We start from the raw sequence: 16,989 nt of genomic DNA on the forward strand, positions 1-16,989 counted from the left end.
AGACACTGAATGAGTCAAGCGATTGAAATCAAGGTGCCGGATATCGGCGACTATGACGCCGTTCCCGTCATCGAAGTGCATGTGAAGCCCGGCGACACCATCAACGCGGAAGACGCGCTGGTGACGCTGGAATCGGACAAGGCCACCATGGACGTGCCCTCGCCGCAGGCCGGCGTGGTCAAGGACGTCCGCATCAAGGTGGGCGACAACGTATCCGAAGGCTCGGTCCTGGTGATGCTGGAAGCGGCCAACGAGGCTTCCGCGGCACCGGCCCCCGCTGCCGCAGCGCCGGCACCGGCGCCAGCCGCCGCGTCCCCCGCACCGGCTCCCGCTCCGGCCGCAGCGCCGGCTCCGGCCGCTGCCGCCAGCGGCGGCACCATCGAAGTCAAGGTGCCCGATATCGGCGACTACGATGCCGTGCCGGTCATCGAAGTCCACGTCAAGCCGGGCGACACCATCAGCGCCGAAGACGCGGTGGTGACGCTGGAATCGGACAAGGCCACCATGGACGTGCCCTCGCCGCAGGGCGGCGTGGTCAAGGAAGTCAAGGTCAAGGTCGGCGACAACGTGTCCGAAGGCACGCTGCTGCTGATCCTGGAAGGCGCCGGCGCGGCAGCAGCACCGGCTCCGGCCGCTGCGGCGGCTCCGGCACCGGCCGCTGCCAGCGCGCCCGCCCCGGCACCCGCAGCCGCGGCTGCCCCGGCTCCGGCAGCAGCGCCTGCCGCCGCGCCGGCCGTCGCTGGCGTCAGCGGCAAGGCCGCACACGCCAGCCCGTCGGTGCGCAAGTTCGCGCGCGAGCTGGGCGTCGACGTGTCGCGCGTGGCCGGCACCGGCCCCAAGGGCCGCATCACCCAGCAGGACGTGCAGAACTACGTCAAGGGCGTGATGACCGGCCAGGCCGCTGCGCCGGCCCAGGCTGCCGCGGCTGGCGGCGGTGGTGGCGAGCTTGGCCTGCTGCCGTGGCCGAAGGTCGATTTCACCCGCTTCGGCGAGGTCGAAAGCAAGGCCCTGTCGCGCATCAAGAAGATTTCCGGTGCCAACCTGCACCGCAACTGGGTCATGATCCCGCACGTCACCAACCATGACGAAGCGGACATCACCGAGCTGGAAGCCTTCCGCGTGCAGCTGAACAAGGAAAACGAGAAGTCCGGCATCAAGGTGACCATGCTGGCTTTCATGATCAAGGCCACGGTCGCGGCGCTGAAGAAGTTCCCGAACTTCAACGCTTCGCTCGACGGCGACAACCTGGTGCTGAAGAAATACTTCAACATCGGTTTCGCCGCCGACACCCCGAACGGTCTGGTCGTGCCCGTGATCAAGGACGCCGACAAGAAGGGCGTGCTGGAGATCAGCCAGGAAATGGGCGAACTGGCCAAACTGGCGCGCGACGGCAAGCTCAAGCCCGACCAGATGCAGGGCGGCTGCTTCTCGATCTCCTCGCTGGGCGGCCTGGGCGGCACGTATTTCACGCCAATCATCAACGCGCCGGAAGTTGCCATCATGGGCGTGTGCAAGTCGTTCCAGAAGCCGGTGTGGGACGGCAAGCAGTTTGCGCCGCGCCTGACGCTGCCGCTGTCGCTGTCGTGGGACCATCGCGTCATCGACGGTGCCGAGGCCGCGCGCTTCAACACGTACTTCGCGCAATTGCTGGCGGATTTCCGCCGTATCCTGCTCTAACGCGGCGGCGCGCACCGGTTCTGCCGGTGCGCGCGCAAGCCGGACGATAGGAGCGAGCCATGACTACCTGTGTTGTCGTCAAGAAGGGCGCCGAGGTGGCGATCGCGGCGGACGCGCTGGTCACCTTCGGCGATACGCGGCTGTCGCGCGCGTATGAGCGCAACCAGAAAGTCTTTCCGGTCGGCGACGGATTTATTGCGCTGGCCGGGACGACCGCGCACTTCCCGGTCATGCGCACGCTGCTGGCGGGCATGGGCGAGGAGTGCCGGCTGGGCTCGCGCGATGACGTGTTCCGCACCTTCCTGAAGGTGCATGAGAAGCTGAAGACGGACTACTTCGTCAACACCAAGGAAGACGAGGACGATCCCTACGAGTCGTCGCAGATCGTGTGCCTGATCGCCAATCCGGCAGGCATCTTCGGCGTCTACTCGTATCGCGAGGTGTTTTCGTTCGACCGTTTCTGGGGCATCGGCTCGGGCCGCAACTACGCGCTCGGCGCGATGCATGCGGTGTATGACCGGCCGGACCTGGATGCGGGCGAGATCGCGCGCATCGGCGTCGATGCGGGCGTGGAGTTCGACAAGAGTTCATCGGGACCGATCGAAGTCCATGCGGTGCGGCTGCACGAAGCAGGCAATGGCGCAGCGCCGGCAGCGGATGCGGCAACCAACAACGACGGCGCGCCCTGAAGCCGAAAGGCGGGCGCGCATTGAGGAGCAAACATGAGTGTGATCGAAGTCAAGGTGCCGGATATCGGCGATTTCGACGCGGTGGAAGTGATCGAGGTACTGGTCAAGGCCGGCGATACGGTCGAGACGGAACAGTCCCTGATCGTGCTGGAGTCCGACAAGGCGAGCATGGACGTGCCGTCGTCGGCCACCGGCAAGGTGGTGGAGGTCAAGGTCAAGGTGGGCGACAAGGTCGGCCAGGGCGCGGTGATCTGCACCGTCGAAGCCCAGGCCGCCGCCGCTGCCCCGGCGCCCGCGCAAGCTCCGGCTCCGGCCGCTGCACCCGCGCCGGCTGCCGCTGCCCCGGCGCCTGCCGCCGCCACGCATAGCGGCAGTGCCGACATCCAGTGCGACATGCTGGTGCTGGGCGCTGGCCCCGGCGGCTACTCGGCCGCATTCCGCGCCGCCGACCTGGGCATGAACACCGTGCTGGTCGAACGCTACAGCACGCTGGGCGGCGTCTGCCTGAACGTGGGCTGCATCCCCTCCAAGGCACTGCTGCACAACGCCGCCGTGATCGACGAGGCCAAGGCGCTGGCCGCCCACGGCATCCTGTTCGGCGAAGCCAAGATCGACCTCGACGGCCTGCGCCACTACAAGAATCAGGTGGTCGGCAAGCTGACCGGCGGCCTGGCCGGCATGGCCAAGGCGCGCAAGGTGCAGGTGGTGCGCGGCATCGGCAACTTCCTCGATCCGCATCACCTGGAGGTCGAGCTGACCGAGGGCGAGGGCAAGCGCAGCACCGGCAAGAAGACCGTGATCCGCTTCGAGAAGGCCGTCATCGCCGCCGGCAGCCAGGCGGTGAAGCTGCCCTTCATCCCGGAAGACCCGCGCATCGTCGACTCGACCGGCGCGCTCGAACTGCCGGAAGTCCCCAACAAGATGCTGGTCATCGGCGGCGGCATCATCGGCCTGGAAATGGCCACGGTGTACAGCACGCTGGGCGCCGAGATCGATGTCGTCGAAATGCTGCCGGGCCTGATGGGCGGTGCCGACCGCGACCTGGTCAAGGTCTGGGAAAAGAAGAACAAGGACCGCTTCGGCAAGGTCATGCTGAATACCAAGACCGTCGGGGTGGAAGCCAAGCCGGACGGCATTTACGTCAAGTTCGAGGGCGAGCAGGCGCCGGCCGAGGCGCAGCGCTACGACCTGGTGCTGGTATCGGTGGGCCGCGCGCCCAACGGCAAGCGCATCGGCGCCGAGAAGGCCGGCGTGGCCGTGACCGACCGGGGCTTTATCAACGTCGACAAGCAGATGCGCACCAACGTGCCGCATATCTTCGCGATCGGCGATGTCGTCGGCCAGCCGATGCTGGCGCACAAGGCGGTGCATGAAGCCCACGTGGCCGCGGAAGCCGCGCATGGCGAGAAGGCTTTCTTCGATGCCAAGCAGATCCCGTCGGTGGCCTTTACGGATCCGGAAGTGGCCTGGGCCGGCCTGACCGAGGACGAATGCAAGGCGCAGGGCATCAAGTACAGCAAGGGTGTGTTCCCGTGGGCCGCTTCGGGCCGCGCCATCGCCAATGGCCGCGACGAGGGCTTTACCAAGCTGATCTTCGACGAAGAAACGCATCGCGTGATCGGCGGCGGCATCGTCGGTATGCACGCAGGCGACCTGATCAGCGAAGTGTGCCTGGCGATCGAGATGGGCGCGGATGCGGTGGATATCGGCAAGACCATCCACCCGCACCCGACGCTGGGCGAATCGATCGGCATGGCAGCGGAGATTTACGAAGGTACGTGTACCGACGTGCCGCCACCGCGCAAGCGCTGAGAATTGCTGCCGTAGTAGAAGAACCCGCTGCAATGGCGGGTTCTTTTTTGCCCGATAACGCAATTAACCGCCAGGAGCTACTTGCGTCCGCAGAGATAGCCAGCAGGGCGCGGCTCGGCTTGGACGGTACGCAACTATGCGCGATCTTTGACAAACCTGTACGCGGTCCCAGGCCGAGGCGGTGGGGACCATGTTGTGGGTACTGTCGCAGGCGGAGGGCCGGAAGCCGGAGGCAACCGGGACAGCAGGCTGGCCAGGCGCTTGAGGCGAGGCAGGCGCAGGTGACGAGCAAAAAAAAGCCCGGCCATCAGGCCAGGCTTTAACGATACCTTTGGACAAGGAGACCGCGGTACCGAGGAGACATCGGCAGACTAGGCAGTGCCGCTATCCTCGGTCGGGACACCACCATCATCGTTGGCAAAACGCACCGGCAAGATGCCGCATCGATGCGCTTTGCCAACGGACCGGCCGGAGCCGGTCCATCGTCAAGACAAACTGCTATCAGGCAACAGTCGTCTTCTTCGCCGTGGCCGTGCGGGCCGTGGCGCTGGCTTGCTGGGCAGCCTTGGTCGCGGCGGACGCAGCAGCCTGGAAGTTGGTTTCAGCGATTTCGACAGCTTGCTTGGTCGCCTTCTGCACCGACTCGTAGGCGTTGTTGGCAGCCGAGATCGCCGACTTCACGATGGCCACGGTCGATTCCGAACCGGCCGGGGCGTTCTTGGCGAAGTTCTCGACCAGCGCCTGAACGTTCTTCGAGCCTTCGGCCAGTTGGGCCTCGGCCACCTTGGTGAATTCGCTCTGGGTTTCCGAAGCGATTTCGTACAGGTGACGGGTGTAAGCCAGGGTCTTCTCGGCGACCGGCTGCACGGCTGCGGCCTGCAGGGCCAGCAGTTCTTGTGCGTCCTTGGCCGACAGGGCCTTCTTGGCGTTTTCCACGTTCTCGGCGAACGTGGTCTTCACGACCTGCAGGTTCAGTTCGACAAGCTTCTCGACGCCTTCAAATGCCTTGGTAGTCAGGCCGAACAGCGTTTCCAGGTTTGCTTTTTGTGCTGCTGCGACTTGTTCCGGGGTCAGGATCATTGCTGGTCTCCAGTGGTGAACTTCAAGGTCAAGCAAAATTAAGCCGCCTAGATGTCAGGGCCGTGACGGTGTGTGTCCCGTTTCGGCCAGCCCAAGGCGTATGTGGGTGGTTATGTGCCGCGCCCGATGCTTTGATGCGCCGCAACAATTCCAATTTTAGGGGAGCCGGGTTTAATGTCAAGCGCATTTTGTGCGTTGCACAAAAAAGATCGCGGCGGCGCGGCAAATTGTGGTGCAACCGGCATCCCCCCGCGTCCGGCGTGCCCCGGGCAGGGGTGCTACCATCGCGGATTGCCTCGCTGTACGGCTGGCCGCCGCCTGCGAAACCGATAAGACGTGAACAGAACCGCACAGGCCAAATCCATGCTTGCATTCTACGCCGACCATTTTGTGTTGCCGCTGCCGCCGGGACACCGTTTTCCGATGCGCAAGTACAGCATGCTGCGCGACGCGGTCGCCGCCCAGGTCCCTGGCCTGCGCCTGGCTGAGGCGCCGCGCGCCGGCGACGATGCGCTGCTGCTGGCGCATACGCCGGAATACGTGCAAGCCGCTTCCGCCGGAACGCTGGATGCGGCCCGCCAGCGCGAAATCGGCTTCCCCTGGTCCGAAGCCATGGTCGAGCGCTCGCGGCGCTCCGCCGGCGCCACCATCGCAGCGTGCCGGGCAGCATTGCGCGAAGGTGTTGCCGTGAACCTCGCCGGCGGCACGCACCACGCGTATGCCGACAAGGGTGGCGGCTTCTGCGTGTTCAATGACGCTGCCATTGCAGCGCGCGTGCTGCAGCGCGACGGCGACGTGCGCCGCGTGGCCGTGGTCGATCTCGACGTGCACCAGGGCAACGGCACGGCATCGATCCTGCAAGGCGACCCCTCCGTGTTCACGCTGTCGCTGCACGGCGAGAAGAACTACCCGTTCCGCAAGGAAGCCAGCGACCTCGACGTCGGGCTGCCGGACGGCTGCGACGACGACACCTATGCCGGGGCGCTGCAGGCGGCGCTGGATGCGCTGTTCAGCCGCTTCGCGCCCGACCTGCTGATCTACCTGGCCGGCGCTGATCCACACGAGGGCGACCGCCTCGGGCGGCTCAGGCTGACTTTCGCCGGCTTGGCCCGGCGCGACCAGCTGGTATTCGACGCCGCCATGGGGCGCGGACTGCCGGTGGCGGTGGCGATGGCCGGCGGCTACGGCAACCAGATCGAAGACACGGTAGCGGTCCACGCACAGACGGTGCGCCTGGCAGCGCAATACCATGCCCGCCACGGCGCGCTGGCGGCGGCGTCATGAGTACCGCGGCGGAACCCGGCCGCGCGGCTGAAGCCGGCACCCGCCCGACGCCGTGGGTGGCGGCGATGCCGTGGCTGTTCGTGCTGATCTGGAGCACCGGCTTCATCGTCGCCAAGTACGGCATGCCGTATGCGGAGCCCATGACATTCCTGTTCCTGCGCTTTGTCGGCGTACTGGTGCTGATGGTGCCGTTCGTGCTGCTGGCCGGCGTGCGGTTGCCACGCGCGGCGGGCACGGCGCATACCGACTGGCGCATGGTCGGCCATCTTGCCGTGGCCGGCTTGCTGCTGCAGGCCGGCTACCTCGGCGGCGTGTGGGCAGCGATCAAGCTTGGCATGCCGGCTGGCGTGTCGGCGCTGATCGCGGGCATGCAGCCGATCCTGACCGCACTGATCGCCGCGCGGCTGGGCGAGCGCATCAGCGGGCGCCAGTGGCTGGGCCTGCTGCTGGGTATTGCCGGCGTGGCGCTGGTGGTAGCCAACAAGCTCGGCACCAGCGCGCTGACGCCGGCAAGCCTGGCGCTGGCGGTCGGCGCGCTGCTCAGCATCACCGTTGGCACGGTCTACCAGAAGCGCTTCTGCCCGGTCTTTGACCTGCGCATGGGATCAGTGATCCAGTTCGGCGCCGCTGCGCTGGCTTGCCTGCCGTTCATGTTCCTGTTCGAGACCCGCGCAGTGCAGTGGACCGCTTCCATGATCGGTGCGCTGGCGTGGTCGGTGGTGGCGTTGTCGATCGGCGCCATCTCGTTGCTGTTCCTGCTGATCCGTCAGGGTGCGGCGACCAAGGTGTCGAGTCTCATGTACCTGACGCCGCCGACCACCGCCGTGATGGCCTGGCTTCTCTTCGGCGAACGCTTCCCGCCGCTCGCCGCCGCCGGCATGGTGCTTGCTGCGCTAGGGGTGGCACTGGTCATCCGCAAGTAGCACTGGTGCGTTCGTGTCGCAGTGGCGGACGCATCGACGGTTGCCTTACGGCACTCCGATTCCATTTTCCGTTCTTGCCCAGTTCCTTCCTCGCCCCATGAAACCACAAGCCGAGCCGCGCAGTGCCTATCCGTACTTCCAGCCGATCACGACGCGTTGGATGGATAACGATGTCTATGGCCACGTTAACAACGTTGTCTACTACAGTTATTTTGACACCGTGGTGAATACCTACCTGATCCGGCAGGGCGCGCTCGATATCGAGTCGGGCAAGACCATCGGGCTGGTGATCGAGACGCAGTGCAACTACTTCTCGTCGCTCAGCTTCCCGGAGACCGTGGTCGCAGGCTTGCGCGTCGCCAGGCTCGGCACGTCGAGCGTGCGCTATGAGGTCGGCCTGTTCAGCGGCGACAACGAGGTTGCCGCCGCGCAAGGGCATTTCATCCACGTCTATGTCGATCGCGCCACGCGCCGGCCGGTACCGCTGCCGGCGCCGCTGCGCGAGGCGCTGCTGCCGCTGGCGGCGGCAGGTGCGCAAGGGTAAGGGCGGGGCAATGGAGACGAACAAGATGTCCCTCGAGAGGCAACCGGGTTCGCCGGACACCGTGGAGTGCGTGGATCGCGCGATCCTGACGCGGCGGTCGGTGCGGGCCTTCCTCGATACGCCCGTGCCGCGCGAGACCGTGGAAGACATCCTGGCCGTCGCCAGCCGCGCCCCCTCCGGCACCAATACGCAGCCATGGCGGGTCTATGTCCTGTCGGGCGATGCCAAGGCAAAGTTGTGCGCCGATGTCCTTGCCGCTTACGCCGACCCCGAGCGCGACAGCAAGTACCTGGAGGAGTACCCATACTACCCCCGCGAATGGGCCAACCCCTACCTGGCGCGGCGGCGCAAGGTGGGCTGGGACCTGTACGGTCTGCTTGAGATCAGCCGCGAGGACAAGGCGCGCATGCATGAGCAGCACGCGCGCAACTTCCGCTTCTTCGATGCGCCGGTGGGCATGATCTTTACCATCGACCGCATCATGGAGCAGGGCAGCTGGCTCGATTACGGCATGTTCCTGCAAAGCATCATGGTCGCCGCGCGGGCGCGCGGGCTGGATACCTGTCCGCAGGCGGCATTTACGCAGTTCCACAAGATCATTGCCAGCCACTTGCTGTTGCCGCCGGAGGAAATGGTGGTGTGCGGCATGTCGCTGGGGTTTGCCGATCCGGACGCGCCGGAGAATCGCCTTGCCACCGAACGGGAGCCGGTGAGCGGATTTGCGCGTTTCCTCTCATAGAGAGGTTTGTATCAATGTGTAACGATTGCTGCCGATATAGAGAGCGAATTGCCGCATTGGCAGCCATTGTTACTGGGGTAAGCAAGGCGGAGCGAATGCAGTTCGTTTGCAAACGTGACCTCTGGTCAACTTTTTTCACCATGTGGAAATGTTTGCAAATCGAACTTTAAGGAGCGTCTGTAAGTCTTTAATCTTGCTAACAATTTCTTAATTTCCTAAACTAGCGCCATTCTTGATGCGCTGAACGAATCATGTTTCGGTCTGATTCCATTTTTTCCAGATTCTTCGGCTCTACGCCTGTGTCCGCCGTTGCCGCCGCGGTGCTGGTGTCGGTGTCGATGGTTGCAGCTCCCTTCGCTGAAGCTGCCAGCAAACCTGCAAGTACGCAAAAAGCGACAAAAAAGCAGGCAACCAACGCTAAAGTCACCAAAAAATCCACCTCTAAAGATGTGACCGCGAAGTCGCGCAGCAGCAGGGTCGCGAAGAGCGAAGCCCGTTCCGCGCGCAAGGTCATCGTGCTGAAGAACGGCAAGCGCCAGGTCGTGGCCGCCCAACGCGTGGCGCCGGTGCGCGCCGTGTTCACGCCTGCCAAGCCGTCGCTGGGCGAGGCGATGGGGCTGCGCGACACGGAAGACGCGCTTGCGCTGCGCTCCAGCGTGGCGCTGGTGATGGACCAGGGCTCCAACGAGGTGCTGTTCCAGAAGAACGCCTCCGCGGTACTGCCGATCGCCTCGATCACCAAGCTGATGACCGCGCTGGTGGTGATGGACGCGCGCTTGCCGATGGACGAGGTGCTGACGATCAGCGAGGAAGATCGCGACACCGAAAAGCACAGCAGCTCGCGCCTGCGCTTCGGTACGCAGCTGACCCGCCAGGAACTGCTGCTGCTTGCGCTGATGTCGTCCGAGAACCGTGCCGCCTCGGCGCTGGGCCGCAATTATCCGGGTGGCCTGCCGTCCTTTGTGCAGGCGATGAACCGCAAGGCGCGCGAACTGGGCATGAACGACAGCCACTTCGTCGACTCGAGCGGCCTGTCGAGCAGCAACGTGTCGAGCGCGATGGACCTGGTGCGCATGGTCAATGCCGCGTACCGCAACCCGACCATCCGCGAGTTCTCGACCCAGACCGAGCATGAAGTCAACGTGCTGGGCCGCACGCAGCACTATGTCAGCACCAACCGCCTGGTGCGCGGCGGCAACTGGGAGATCGGCCTGCAGAAGACCGGCTTTATCTCCGAGGCCGGCCAATGCCTGGTGATGCAGGCGCGCGTGCAGGGCCGCAATGTGGTGATGGTGTTCCTGGATTCGGCGGGCAAGCTGTCGCGCTTTGCCGATGCCAACCGCGTCAAGGATTGGCTGGAGCATTCGCCGTCGCAACAGCATGGCTTTCCCTCGTCCCCTAATTTGACGCAGCGTCCGGGCGGCGCGCACGCGATCCTGGCTTCGCAGCAGGCGCGCGGCATCTGATCGCTGACCTGCAATGAAAAACGCGCCGAATCCCGGCGCGTTTTTTTATTGCCGGCCGAGTACGCTCAGAGCAGCTTGCCGGGGTTCATGATCCCGGCCGGATCGAACACCGCCTTGATCTCTCGCATCAGCCGCAGTTCCAGCGGATCCTTGGCCGCCAGGAAGGCGTGACGCTTGAGCTGGCCGATGCCATGCTCGGCGCTGATGCTGCCGCCGTAGCGCATCACTTCATCCAGTACCGCGTCAGTGACCGCATCGCCCCGGGTCGCCGCCCAGTCCCTGGGGGCGCCCGCCGGGCGCGACAGGTTGTAGTGCAGGTTGCCATCGCCGAAATGGCCAAAGATAAAGGGCCGGATCGCCGGATCGAGCGCGCGCAGCCGGCTTTCCATTGACGTCATGAACGCCGGGATCTGCTCGATCGGCAGCGACACGTCGTGCTTCAGGTGCGGGCCATCGGCGCGCTGCGCTTCGGAGATCTCCTCGCGCAGTTTCCACATCGCCTGCAGTTGCGCCAGGGATGCCGAGACCGCCGCGTCCAGACACAGCTCGCGCTCCAACGCTTCGCCGATCACGCGCTCCAGCAATGCGTTGAGCGCGTCCTCATCCGTGGTGTCCGCCAGTTCCACCAGCACATAGGCGGGGTAGCGCTGCGCGAACGGTTCCTGCACGCCTTCCGCATGCGTCAGCACCAGGTCCAGGCAATCGCCGGTAAAAAACTCGAATGCCTGCAGGCGCGCGCCGCACTGCGCGAACAGCAGTTCATACAGCTCCAGGGATTGCGCCGGCGAAGCAACTGCCGCCAGCACCACGCTGCGCGTATCGGTGCGCGGGAACAGCCGCAACGCCGCCGCCGTGATCACGCCCAGCGTGCCTTCAGAGCCGATCAGCAGCTGCTTCAGGTCGTAGCCGGTGTTGTCCTTGCGCAGCGTGCGCAAGCCGTTGAACACCTCGCCGTTGGGCAGCACGGCTTCCACGCCCAGTACCAGTTCGCGCGTCATGCCGTAGCGCACCACGTTGACGCCGCCGGCATTGGTGGCAAGGTTGCCGCCGATCTGGCACGAGTCCTCGGCCGCCAGCGAAAGGGGCAACAACCGGTTGGCCTCTTGCGCGGCGCGGCGAAGGTTGCCCAGGATGCAGCCGGCTTCGGCCACCATGGTGTTGGCGATGGTGTCGAGCGAACGCACCTCGTTCATGCGGTCCAGGCTCAGCACCACATTGCCGGCCTGAGCGTCGGGCGTGGCGCCGCCGCACAGTCCGGTATTGCCGCCGCGCGGCACCACCGGCACCGCCGCCTGCTGGCACAGCGCCAGCGTGCGCGAAACCTGATCCACGGAACGCGGGCGCACCACGGCCTGTGCCTGCCCGCGATAGATGCCGCGCCAGTCAGACAGCCACGGTGCGATGTCGTCGGGGTGGGTCAGGACAGTGTCGGCGCCAAGTGCTTCGGTGAGGCGTTGAGCGAGTTGTGCGGTTTGCATGTCGGATACGTTCTCTCAGGGCTGTGCGAGGGAGGGGCTGGCGGTGCGTGCGCGCAGCGTCAGGCCAAGACGCCGTGCCGCGTTCAGCAGGTGGGTGACCGCGGCGGTGCGGGCTGCTTCGGCGTCGCCGCGGCGGATTGCGTCGACGATGGCTTCATGTTCGGCCTGCACGCCTTCGGCCAGCCCCGGCTGGCGCAGCGTATTGGCGCGCGCAGTGGCGACGGCCTGGTGCAACTGCAGGTTCAGGTACTGCAGCAACTGGCGGTAGTACGGGTTATGCGTCGCCGCGGCGATGCCGATATGAAAGGCCGCGTCGATATCGGTTGCCGGCTGCCCGTCGTAGAGGTGGGCATGCAGCCGCTCCAGCAGCGCCGCCAGCGCTGCGACGTCGTCATCGGTGCGGCGCACGGCCGCCAGCGCGGCCGCGGCACCCTCAATGTCGATGCGCAGGTCGTACAGGTCTGCCAGGCCGGCGGCGTCAATATCAGGCTCCCTCGGCAGCTGGAACCCCGCCGCGCCGGTGCGCGAGCGCACCGTGCAGCCGACTCCCTGGCGCGTCTCGACAAAGCCCTGTGAGCGCAGATGCTCCGTGACTTCACGGATCACCGCGGCGCTGACGCCGTATTGCTCGGAGAGCTGCTTGCCGGTGGGCAGCCGTGTGCCGACCGGGTATGCGCCGCTTTCGATATCGGCGCGCAACTGGCGGGTGACCTGTTCGGTAAGGGTGACGGCACGGGTTCGCATGGCCGTCGATTATAAGGTTTGCTGGTTATCTGAAAACTAAGGGTAAACGCTCAGAAGTAGATATGTCCGACGCCAGATGCAAAAACGCGCGGGGCGCCATCGCTGGCGGCCCGCGCGTCGTGGCGCAGAGGAACGAAGGCCGGCGGTCAGGCTGCGGCTTCGGACACGTAACCCATGCCGCGCGAGATCTGCAGCGCGGTTTCCTTCAGGTTCTGCAGCCAGCTGTCCTGGAGCCGGTCAGCCGGGGCCGACAGCGACAGGCCCGCCACCAGCCGACGCGAATCGTCGTAAATGCCGGCGGCAATGCAGCGCACGCCCAGTTCCAGTTCTTCATTGTCGCGGGCGTAGCCGTTGGTGCGTACCCAATTCAGTTCGCGCTCCAGCTTGGTCAGGTCAGTGATCGAGGTCCGCGTATGCCCGGCCAGCCCGGTGCGGGTGGCGTAGTTGCGCACGCGCGCCGACTCGTCGGCGGCCAGGAACAGCTTGCCGACCGAGGTCAGGTGCAGCGGCGCACGGCCGCCGATGGCGCGCACTACTTGCATCCCCGAGCGCTCGCTGTAGGCGCGCTCGATATACACGATCTCGTCGCCCTGCCGCACCGACAGGTTGACCGTCTGTCCCGTGACGCGGTGCAGCGCGCGCATCGGCGCCAGCGCCGCGTCGCGTACCGACAGGCGCGCCTTGACCAGATTGCCCAGCTCCAGCAGGCGCATGCCAAGACGATAGCTGCCCGGGTCGGAACGATCGACGAAACGGCAGGCCACCATATCGTTGAGGATGCGGTGGGCAGTGGAGGGGTGCAGGCCCGTGGCCAGCGACAGCTCTTTGAGGCTGACCGGGTCGGCGTGCTGGGCGAGGGCGTCCAGCAGGGTCATCATGCGCTCGATGACCTGGATGGACGTCTTGCCGGGTGACTTGTCTGCTTCGGACATAGGAAAAAGAGGAGAAATGTTGCCTTGCGGCATTTTTGAGTCTGCCTGATTCTATCTCGCATCGTGAAAATTTCAATAGGTGAAATGACATTACCGTAAGAATCACGTCGTGATGTTGTCCTGGAAAGTGATGTACGTTGCACCGGATTCACGCCCGCGCTGAACGGTTTGTGCGCCACGCGCGGCGCAAGGCGCGCATAATTGCGGGGTTTTGGGGTCTGGAGAAGCCAACAATGCGAGTCGGTCTGTTCGCCACCTGTCTGGTGGACCTGATGCGTCCGGAGATCGGGTTTTCGGTGCTGAAGCTGCTGGAGGCCGCTGGCTACGAGGTCATGGTGCCCGAGGCGCAGACCTGCTGCGGCCAGCCGGCGTACAACTCGGGCGAGCGCGCGGTGTCGCGGGACCTCGCCGAGAAATTCCTGCGCGAGTTCGAGATGTTCGACTACATCGTGGTCCCGTCGGGAAGCTGCGGCGGCATGGTCCGCCACCACTACGGTGACCTGCTGCGCGACGATCCGGAGCTGAACGGCCGCTATGAGCGCCTGCGGGAACGGGTGTACGAGCTGACCGAATTCCTGGTCAACGTGGCGCGCGTCGAGACGTTGCCATCCAGCTTCACCGGCCACATCACCTACCACGATTCCTGTTCCGGCCTGCGCGAGCTGGGCGTCAAGCAGCAACCGCGCGAACTGCTGTCGCGCCTGCCCGGCGTGCAGATGACCGAGATGAAGGACTGCGAAGCCTGCTGCGGCTTCGGCGGCACCTTCTCGGTCAAGTACGGCAATATCTCGACGGCCATCGTCGACGAGAAGTGCGCCAACATCAAGGCCAGCGGCGCCGACGCCGTGGTGCTGGGCGACCTCGGCTGCATCCTCAATATCGAAGGCCGGCTGCGCCGCACCGGCGACAGCCAGACCCGCGTGCTGCATATCGCCCAGGTGCTGGCCGGCGACGCCTGACAACGAGAGACGCCACGATGCAAGTCCACAGCATGGAATTCAAGGCGCGGGCCGGCCAGAAGCTGGCTGACCAGCGCCTGCAGCAGAACCTGAAGAAGCTCTCGACCAAGTTTGTCACGGCGCGCGCCGATGCCATCCGCGACATCGATTTCGACGCCACCCGCGAAGCGCTGAAGGAACGCCGCAACCGCGCGCTGGAAAACCTCGACGTCTGGCTGGCGGAGTTCGAGCGGAACGCGACCAGGCGTGGCGCCACGGTGCTGTTCGCGGAGACCACCGCCGACGCCGCGCGCCTGGTCGCCGAGATCGCGCAGAAGCATGGCGTGAAGAAGGTCATCAAGAGCAAGTCGATGGTGACCGAGGAAATGCGCCTGAACCAGGTGCTGGGCGAGATGGGCGTGCAGAGCATCGAGACCGACCTCGGCGAGTACATCCTGCAGATCAACGACTCGGAGCCGCCGTCGCACATCATTGCGCCGGTGGTGCACAAGGACAAGGACGAGATCGCCGACCTGTTCGCCAGGGTCCACCACAAGCCGCGGCTGACCGATATCCCGGAGATGACCCGCGAGGCGCGCGAAGTGTTGCGCCCCGAGTTCCTGTCCGCCGACATGGGCGTGACCGGCGGCAACTTCATCATTGCCGAGACCGGCTCGGTGGCGGTGGTCACCAACGAAGGCAACGAAGGCATGTGCACGGTGATGCCGCGCGTGCACGTGGCCGTCACCGGCATCGAGAAGGTGTTGCCGACGCTGGAAGACCTGGCCACGGTCATGCGCCTGCTGCCCCGTTCGGCCACTGGCCAGGCGATCTCCAACTATTTCTCGCTGCTGACCGGCCCACGCGCCGAAGGCGAACGCGACGGCCCGGAGCATATGTACTTCGTGCTGGTCGACGGTGGCCGCTCGGGGCTGATCGGCGGCGACTTCCAGGAGATGCTGCGCTGCATCCGTTGCGGCGCATGCATGAACCACTGCCCGGTCTACCAGAAGATCGGCGGCCATGCCTATGGCTGGGTCTATCCGGGGCCGATGGGCAGCGTGCTGACGCCCAGCTACGTAGGCCTGGCGAATGCGGTGGACCTGCCGCAGGCGGCGACCATGTGCGGCGAATGCAATCGTGTCTGCCCGGCATCGATCCCGCTGTCGGACCTGCTGCGCAAGCTGCGCGAGAAGCAGATGGAACGCGGGCTGCGTCCCTGGCAGGAGCGGTTTGCGCTGAAGGCCTGGGGCTACGTGGCGAAGCGGCCCGACCTCTATGCCTTTGCCACACGTATCGGCGCCTGGCTGCTGCAACGCATGGGCGGCGGCAACAAGTTGATCACCAGCCTGCCGATGGCCGGCAAGGGCTGGACCGAAACCCGCGACATGCCGGCCCCGCCGGGCCGCACGTTCCGCGAACTCTACAAGGAAAGGAGGGCGCGTTCATGAGCGCAGCCAACACGGAAACGCTGGCGCGCATGCGCGCCGCGCTGGACCAGCACGTCGCCGGATCGATGCCGGCGCAGGACCTCGTACGCGCATGGCGCGATGCCGGCGGCGGGCTGACGCTGCCGCCCGTCTATGGGCAAGCGATGGAAGAACTGCTGCGCAGGCTGGAGATGTCGGCGGTGTTTGCGCAGGACAGCTGCTCGTTCTCGAGCAGCGCGGTGACAGACCAGCTGGCGCGGTGGCTGGACAAGGCGGCGACGGCCTGAGGCCACTGCGCTTCCTCGCAGCCGCTTCCTCGCAGCCGCTTCCGCGGCTCAACGCTGCATCATCCCCGTCAGCGTCTCCACAAATTCCAGCGACAGGCGCGACAGCGGCTCCGTCTGCACATGGAAGATCTGCACCGAGGCATTGACCTTGGTGCGGATCGGCACGGCAACGATATTGGGCCAGTTCGCGCCGAAAACCGTCATGGCATCGACCAGCGCAATGCCGGCACCGGCCTGCGCCAGCGCCCGCGCCACATGGGCCTGCTCCACCTGTACCCGCATATCGGGCTGGTCGCCATCGTTGCCGAACATCTCGTGCACCAGGAGCGCGAACGGCACATCGGGTCCATAGCCGATCAGGTCTTCGCCGATCAGGTCGGCGGGACGCACCCATTTGCGCGTGGCGAACCGGTGTCCCACCGGCACCAGTGCCACGATCTCGTTCTTCACCAGCAGGCGTGCCTCCAGGTTGGGGTGCGTCAGCGGCATGTTCGATACCGCCAGGTCTACCTGTCCCGATAGCAGCGCCCGCAGCATGTTGCCGGGAATCTGCGTGCGCACCACCACGCGCACCGCCGGGTGCGCGGCGCGGAAGCTGGCGATCGCACGCGGCAGCACGGTCTGCCCCAGGTTGGGGCTGCATGTGATGCGCAGGCTACCAGTCCGGTTGGTGGCGAGGTCCTCGGCGATCTCGTTGACGCGCTCGATCCCTTCATACACGGCGTTCACTTCGCCAAGCAGCCGCCGCGCTTCCGGCGTGGGGTAGAGACGCCCCTTGGTGCGGCGGAACAACTCCAGGCCGAGGCGTTGTTCGGTGTGCGACATCAGCCGGCTGATCGCCGGTTGCGACACATAGAGCAGCTTCGAGGCGCCGCTGATGGAACCGGTCAGCATCACCGCGCGGAAGACCTCGATCTGGCGCAGGTTCATTTTCATGGCATTAACCTGATGTTAAGGCAGGCGGAC

General features: G+C 65.5%; 16 protein-coding genes. 11 read left to right on the plus strand and 5 right to left on the minus strand.

Features of this window, described 5'->3' with window-relative positions; all coding sequences use genetic code 11:
- The first annotated feature begins 9 nt into the window (after positions 1 to 9).
- The 3 genes from aceF to lpdA are packed head-to-tail and all read left to right on the plus strand — an operon-like array spanning position 10 to position 4,178.
- Positions 10 to 1,677, plus strand: coding sequence for a dihydrolipoyllysine-residue acetyltransferase (gene aceF, locus LPA45_RS06190; RefSeq protein WP_317921997.1), 1,668 nt, complete (start codon positions 10 to 12; stop codon positions 1,675 to 1,677).
- A 59-nt stretch (positions 1,678 to 1,736) separates the two neighbouring features.
- Complete coding sequence (locus LPA45_RS06195) at positions 1,737 to 2,366, plus strand: MFS transporter (protein ID WP_116317751.1); 630 nt, start codon at positions 1,737 to 1,739, stop codon at positions 2,364 to 2,366.
- A gap of 33 nt (positions 2,367 to 2,399) precedes the next feature.
- Positions 2,400 to 4,178 carry a dihydrolipoyl dehydrogenase gene (gene lpdA / locus LPA45_RS06200; protein WP_317921998.1) on the plus strand — a complete coding sequence of 593 codons (1,779 nt, stop codon included), beginning with the start codon at positions 2,400 to 2,402 and terminating at the stop codon, positions 4,176 to 4,178.
- Between the two features lie 501 nt (positions 4,179 to 4,679).
- Here the strand turns inward: lpdA and phaP1 are convergent.
- Positions 4,680 to 5,258 (minus strand): TIGR01841 family phasin PhaP1, encoded by a 579-nt coding sequence (gene phaP1, locus LPA45_RS06205; RefSeq protein ID WP_063238608.1) that lies wholly within the window; start codon positions 5,256 to 5,258, stop codon positions 4,680 to 4,682.
- A 363-nt stretch (positions 5,259 to 5,621) separates the two neighbouring features.
- Here phaP1 and LPA45_RS06210 point away from each other — a divergent pair, with 363 nt between their 5' ends.
- The 5 genes from LPA45_RS06210 to pbpG all read left to right on the plus strand — a co-directional run bounded on the left by LPA45_RS06210 (position 5,622) and on the right by pbpG (position 10,214).
- Positions 5,622 to 6,542 carry a histone deacetylase gene (locus LPA45_RS06210; RefSeq protein ID WP_116317753.1) on the plus strand — a complete coding sequence of 307 codons (921 nt, stop codon included), beginning with the start codon at positions 5,622 to 5,624 and terminating at the stop codon, positions 6,540 to 6,542.
- Positions 6,539 to 7,465, plus strand: a complete 927-nt coding sequence (locus LPA45_RS06215) for a DMT family transporter (RefSeq protein WP_317922000.1) — start codon at positions 6,539 to 6,541, stop codon at positions 7,463 to 7,465. The genes LPA45_RS06210 and LPA45_RS06215 overlap by 4 nt, the downstream gene beginning before the upstream one ends.
- A 97-nt stretch (positions 7,466 to 7,562) precedes the next feature.
- Complete coding sequence (locus LPA45_RS06220) at positions 7,563 to 8,009, plus strand: thioesterase family protein (protein WP_116317755.1); 447 nt, start codon at positions 7,563 to 7,565, stop codon at positions 8,007 to 8,009.
- Positions 8,010 to 8,034: 25 nt separating this feature from the next.
- Entirely contained in the window at positions 8,035 to 8,748 is a 714-nt protein-coding gene (locus LPA45_RS06225) for a nitroreductase (protein ID WP_116317756.1), read from the plus strand.
- A gap of 251 nt (positions 8,749 to 8,999) precedes the next feature.
- Positions 9,000 to 10,214, plus strand: coding sequence for a D-alanyl-D-alanine endopeptidase (pbpG, locus tag LPA45_RS06230; RefSeq protein WP_317922001.1), 1,215 nt, complete (start codon positions 9,000 to 9,002; stop codon positions 10,212 to 10,214).
- Between the two features lie 65 nt (positions 10,215 to 10,279).
- Here the strand turns inward: pbpG and LPA45_RS06235 are convergent, their stop codons facing one another.
- The 3 genes from LPA45_RS06235 to LPA45_RS06245 all read right to left on the minus strand — a co-directional run bounded on the left by LPA45_RS06235 (position 10,280) and on the right by LPA45_RS06245 (position 13,368).
- Entirely contained in the window at positions 10,280 to 11,692 is a 1,413-nt protein-coding gene (locus LPA45_RS06235) for an FAD-binding oxidoreductase (protein WP_317922002.1), read from the minus strand.
- A gap of 15 nt (positions 11,693 to 11,707) precedes the next feature.
- Positions 11,708 to 12,436 (minus strand): FadR/GntR family transcriptional regulator, encoded by a 729-nt coding sequence (locus LPA45_RS06240; RefSeq protein WP_317922003.1) that lies wholly within the window; start codon positions 12,434 to 12,436, stop codon positions 11,708 to 11,710.
- A gap of 146 nt (positions 12,437 to 12,582) precedes the next feature.
- Positions 12,583 to 13,368 carry an IclR family transcriptional regulator gene (locus tag LPA45_RS06245; protein WP_029047693.1) on the minus strand — a complete coding sequence of 262 codons (786 nt, stop codon included), beginning with the start codon at positions 13,366 to 13,368 and terminating at the stop codon, positions 12,583 to 12,585.
- 233 nt (positions 13,369 to 13,601) lie between these two features.
- On the opposite strand from LPA45_RS06245, the gene LPA45_RS06250 reads away from it, so the two are divergent.
- Genes LPA45_RS06250 through LPA45_RS06260 form a run of 3 tightly spaced genes read left to right on the plus strand, consistent with a single transcriptional unit; the run spans position 13,602 to position 16,023 of the window.
- Positions 13,602 to 14,327: a (Fe-S)-binding protein gene (locus LPA45_RS06250; RefSeq protein WP_317922005.1), complete on the plus strand. Its 726-nt coding sequence runs from the start codon at positions 13,602 to 13,604 to the stop codon at positions 14,325 to 14,327.
- A gap of 17 nt (positions 14,328 to 14,344) precedes the next feature.
- A complete protein-coding gene (locus tag LPA45_RS06255; protein ID WP_317922006.1) occupies positions 14,345 to 15,757 on the plus strand; it encodes a LutB/LldF family L-lactate oxidation iron-sulfur protein in 1,413 nt (470 codons plus the stop codon).
- Complete coding sequence (locus LPA45_RS06260; RefSeq protein WP_116317762.1) at positions 15,754 to 16,023, plus strand: hypothetical protein; 270 nt, start codon at positions 15,754 to 15,756, stop codon at positions 16,021 to 16,023. Before LPA45_RS06255 ends, LPA45_RS06260 begins: the two co-directional genes overlap by 4 nt.
- A 48-nt stretch (positions 16,024 to 16,071) precedes the next feature.
- On the opposite strand, the gene LPA45_RS06265 is transcribed toward LPA45_RS06260, so the two are convergent.
- Positions 16,072 to 16,959 (minus strand): LysR substrate-binding domain-containing protein, encoded by an 888-nt coding sequence (locus tag LPA45_RS06265; protein WP_317922007.1) that lies wholly within the window; start codon positions 16,957 to 16,959, stop codon positions 16,072 to 16,074.
- Between the last annotated feature and the right edge of the window lie 30 nt (positions 16,960 to 16,989).

The organism is Cupriavidus sp. Agwp_2 (assembly GCF_040784895.1).
Lineage (GTDB): Bacteria > Pseudomonadota > Gammaproteobacteria > Burkholderiales > Burkholderiaceae > Cupriavidus.

Coding starts and splice junctions, on each gene's coding strand:
- LPA45_RS06210 (WP_116317753.1), top strand. CDS start 5,622: ATGCTTGCATTCTACGCCGACCATTTTGTGTTGCCGCTGCCGCCGGGA.
- LPA45_RS06235 (WP_317922002.1), bottom strand. CDS start 11,692: ATGCAAACCGCACAACTCGCTCAACGCCTCACCGAAGCACTTGGCGCC.
- LPA45_RS06215 (WP_317922000.1), top strand. CDS start 6,539: ATGAGTACCGCGGCGGAACCCGGCCGCGCGGCTGAAGCCGGCACCCGC.
- LPA45_RS06265 (WP_317922007.1), bottom strand. CDS start 16,959: ATGAAAATGAACCTGCGCCAGATCGAGGTCTTCCGCGCGGTGATGCTG.
- aceF (WP_317921997.1), top strand. CDS start 10: ATGAGTCAAGCGATTGAAATCAAGGTGCCGGATATCGGCGACTATGAC.
- LPA45_RS06195 (WP_116317751.1), top strand. CDS start 1,737: ATGACTACCTGTGTTGTCGTCAAGAAGGGCGCCGAGGTGGCGATCGCG.
- LPA45_RS06225 (WP_116317756.1), top strand. CDS start 8,035: ATGTCCCTCGAGAGGCAACCGGGTTCGCCGGACACCGTGGAGTGCGTG.
- LPA45_RS06255 (WP_317922006.1), top strand. CDS start 14,345: ATGCAAGTCCACAGCATGGAATTCAAGGCGCGGGCCGGCCAGAAGCTG.
- LPA45_RS06250 (WP_317922005.1), top strand. CDS start 13,602: ATGCGAGTCGGTCTGTTCGCCACCTGTCTGGTGGACCTGATGCGTCCG.
- LPA45_RS06240 (WP_317922003.1), bottom strand. CDS start 12,436: ATGCGAACCCGTGCCGTCACCCTTACCGAACAGGTCACCCGCCAGTTG.
- lpdA (WP_317921998.1), top strand. CDS start 2,400: ATGAGTGTGATCGAAGTCAAGGTGCCGGATATCGGCGATTTCGACGCG.
- LPA45_RS06260 (WP_116317762.1), top strand. CDS start 15,754: ATGAGCGCAGCCAACACGGAAACGCTGGCGCGCATGCGCGCCGCGCTG.
- LPA45_RS06220 (WP_116317755.1), top strand. CDS start 7,563: ATGAAACCACAAGCCGAGCCGCGCAGTGCCTATCCGTACTTCCAGCCG.
- pbpG (WP_317922001.1), top strand. CDS start 9,000: ATGTTTCGGTCTGATTCCATTTTTTCCAGATTCTTCGGCTCTACGCCT.
- LPA45_RS06245 (WP_029047693.1), bottom strand. CDS start 13,368: ATGTCCGAAGCAGACAAGTCACCCGGCAAGACGTCCATCCAGGTCATC.
- phaP1 (WP_063238608.1), bottom strand. CDS start 5,258: ATGATCCTGACCCCGGAACAAGTCGCAGCAGCACAAAAAGCAAACCTG.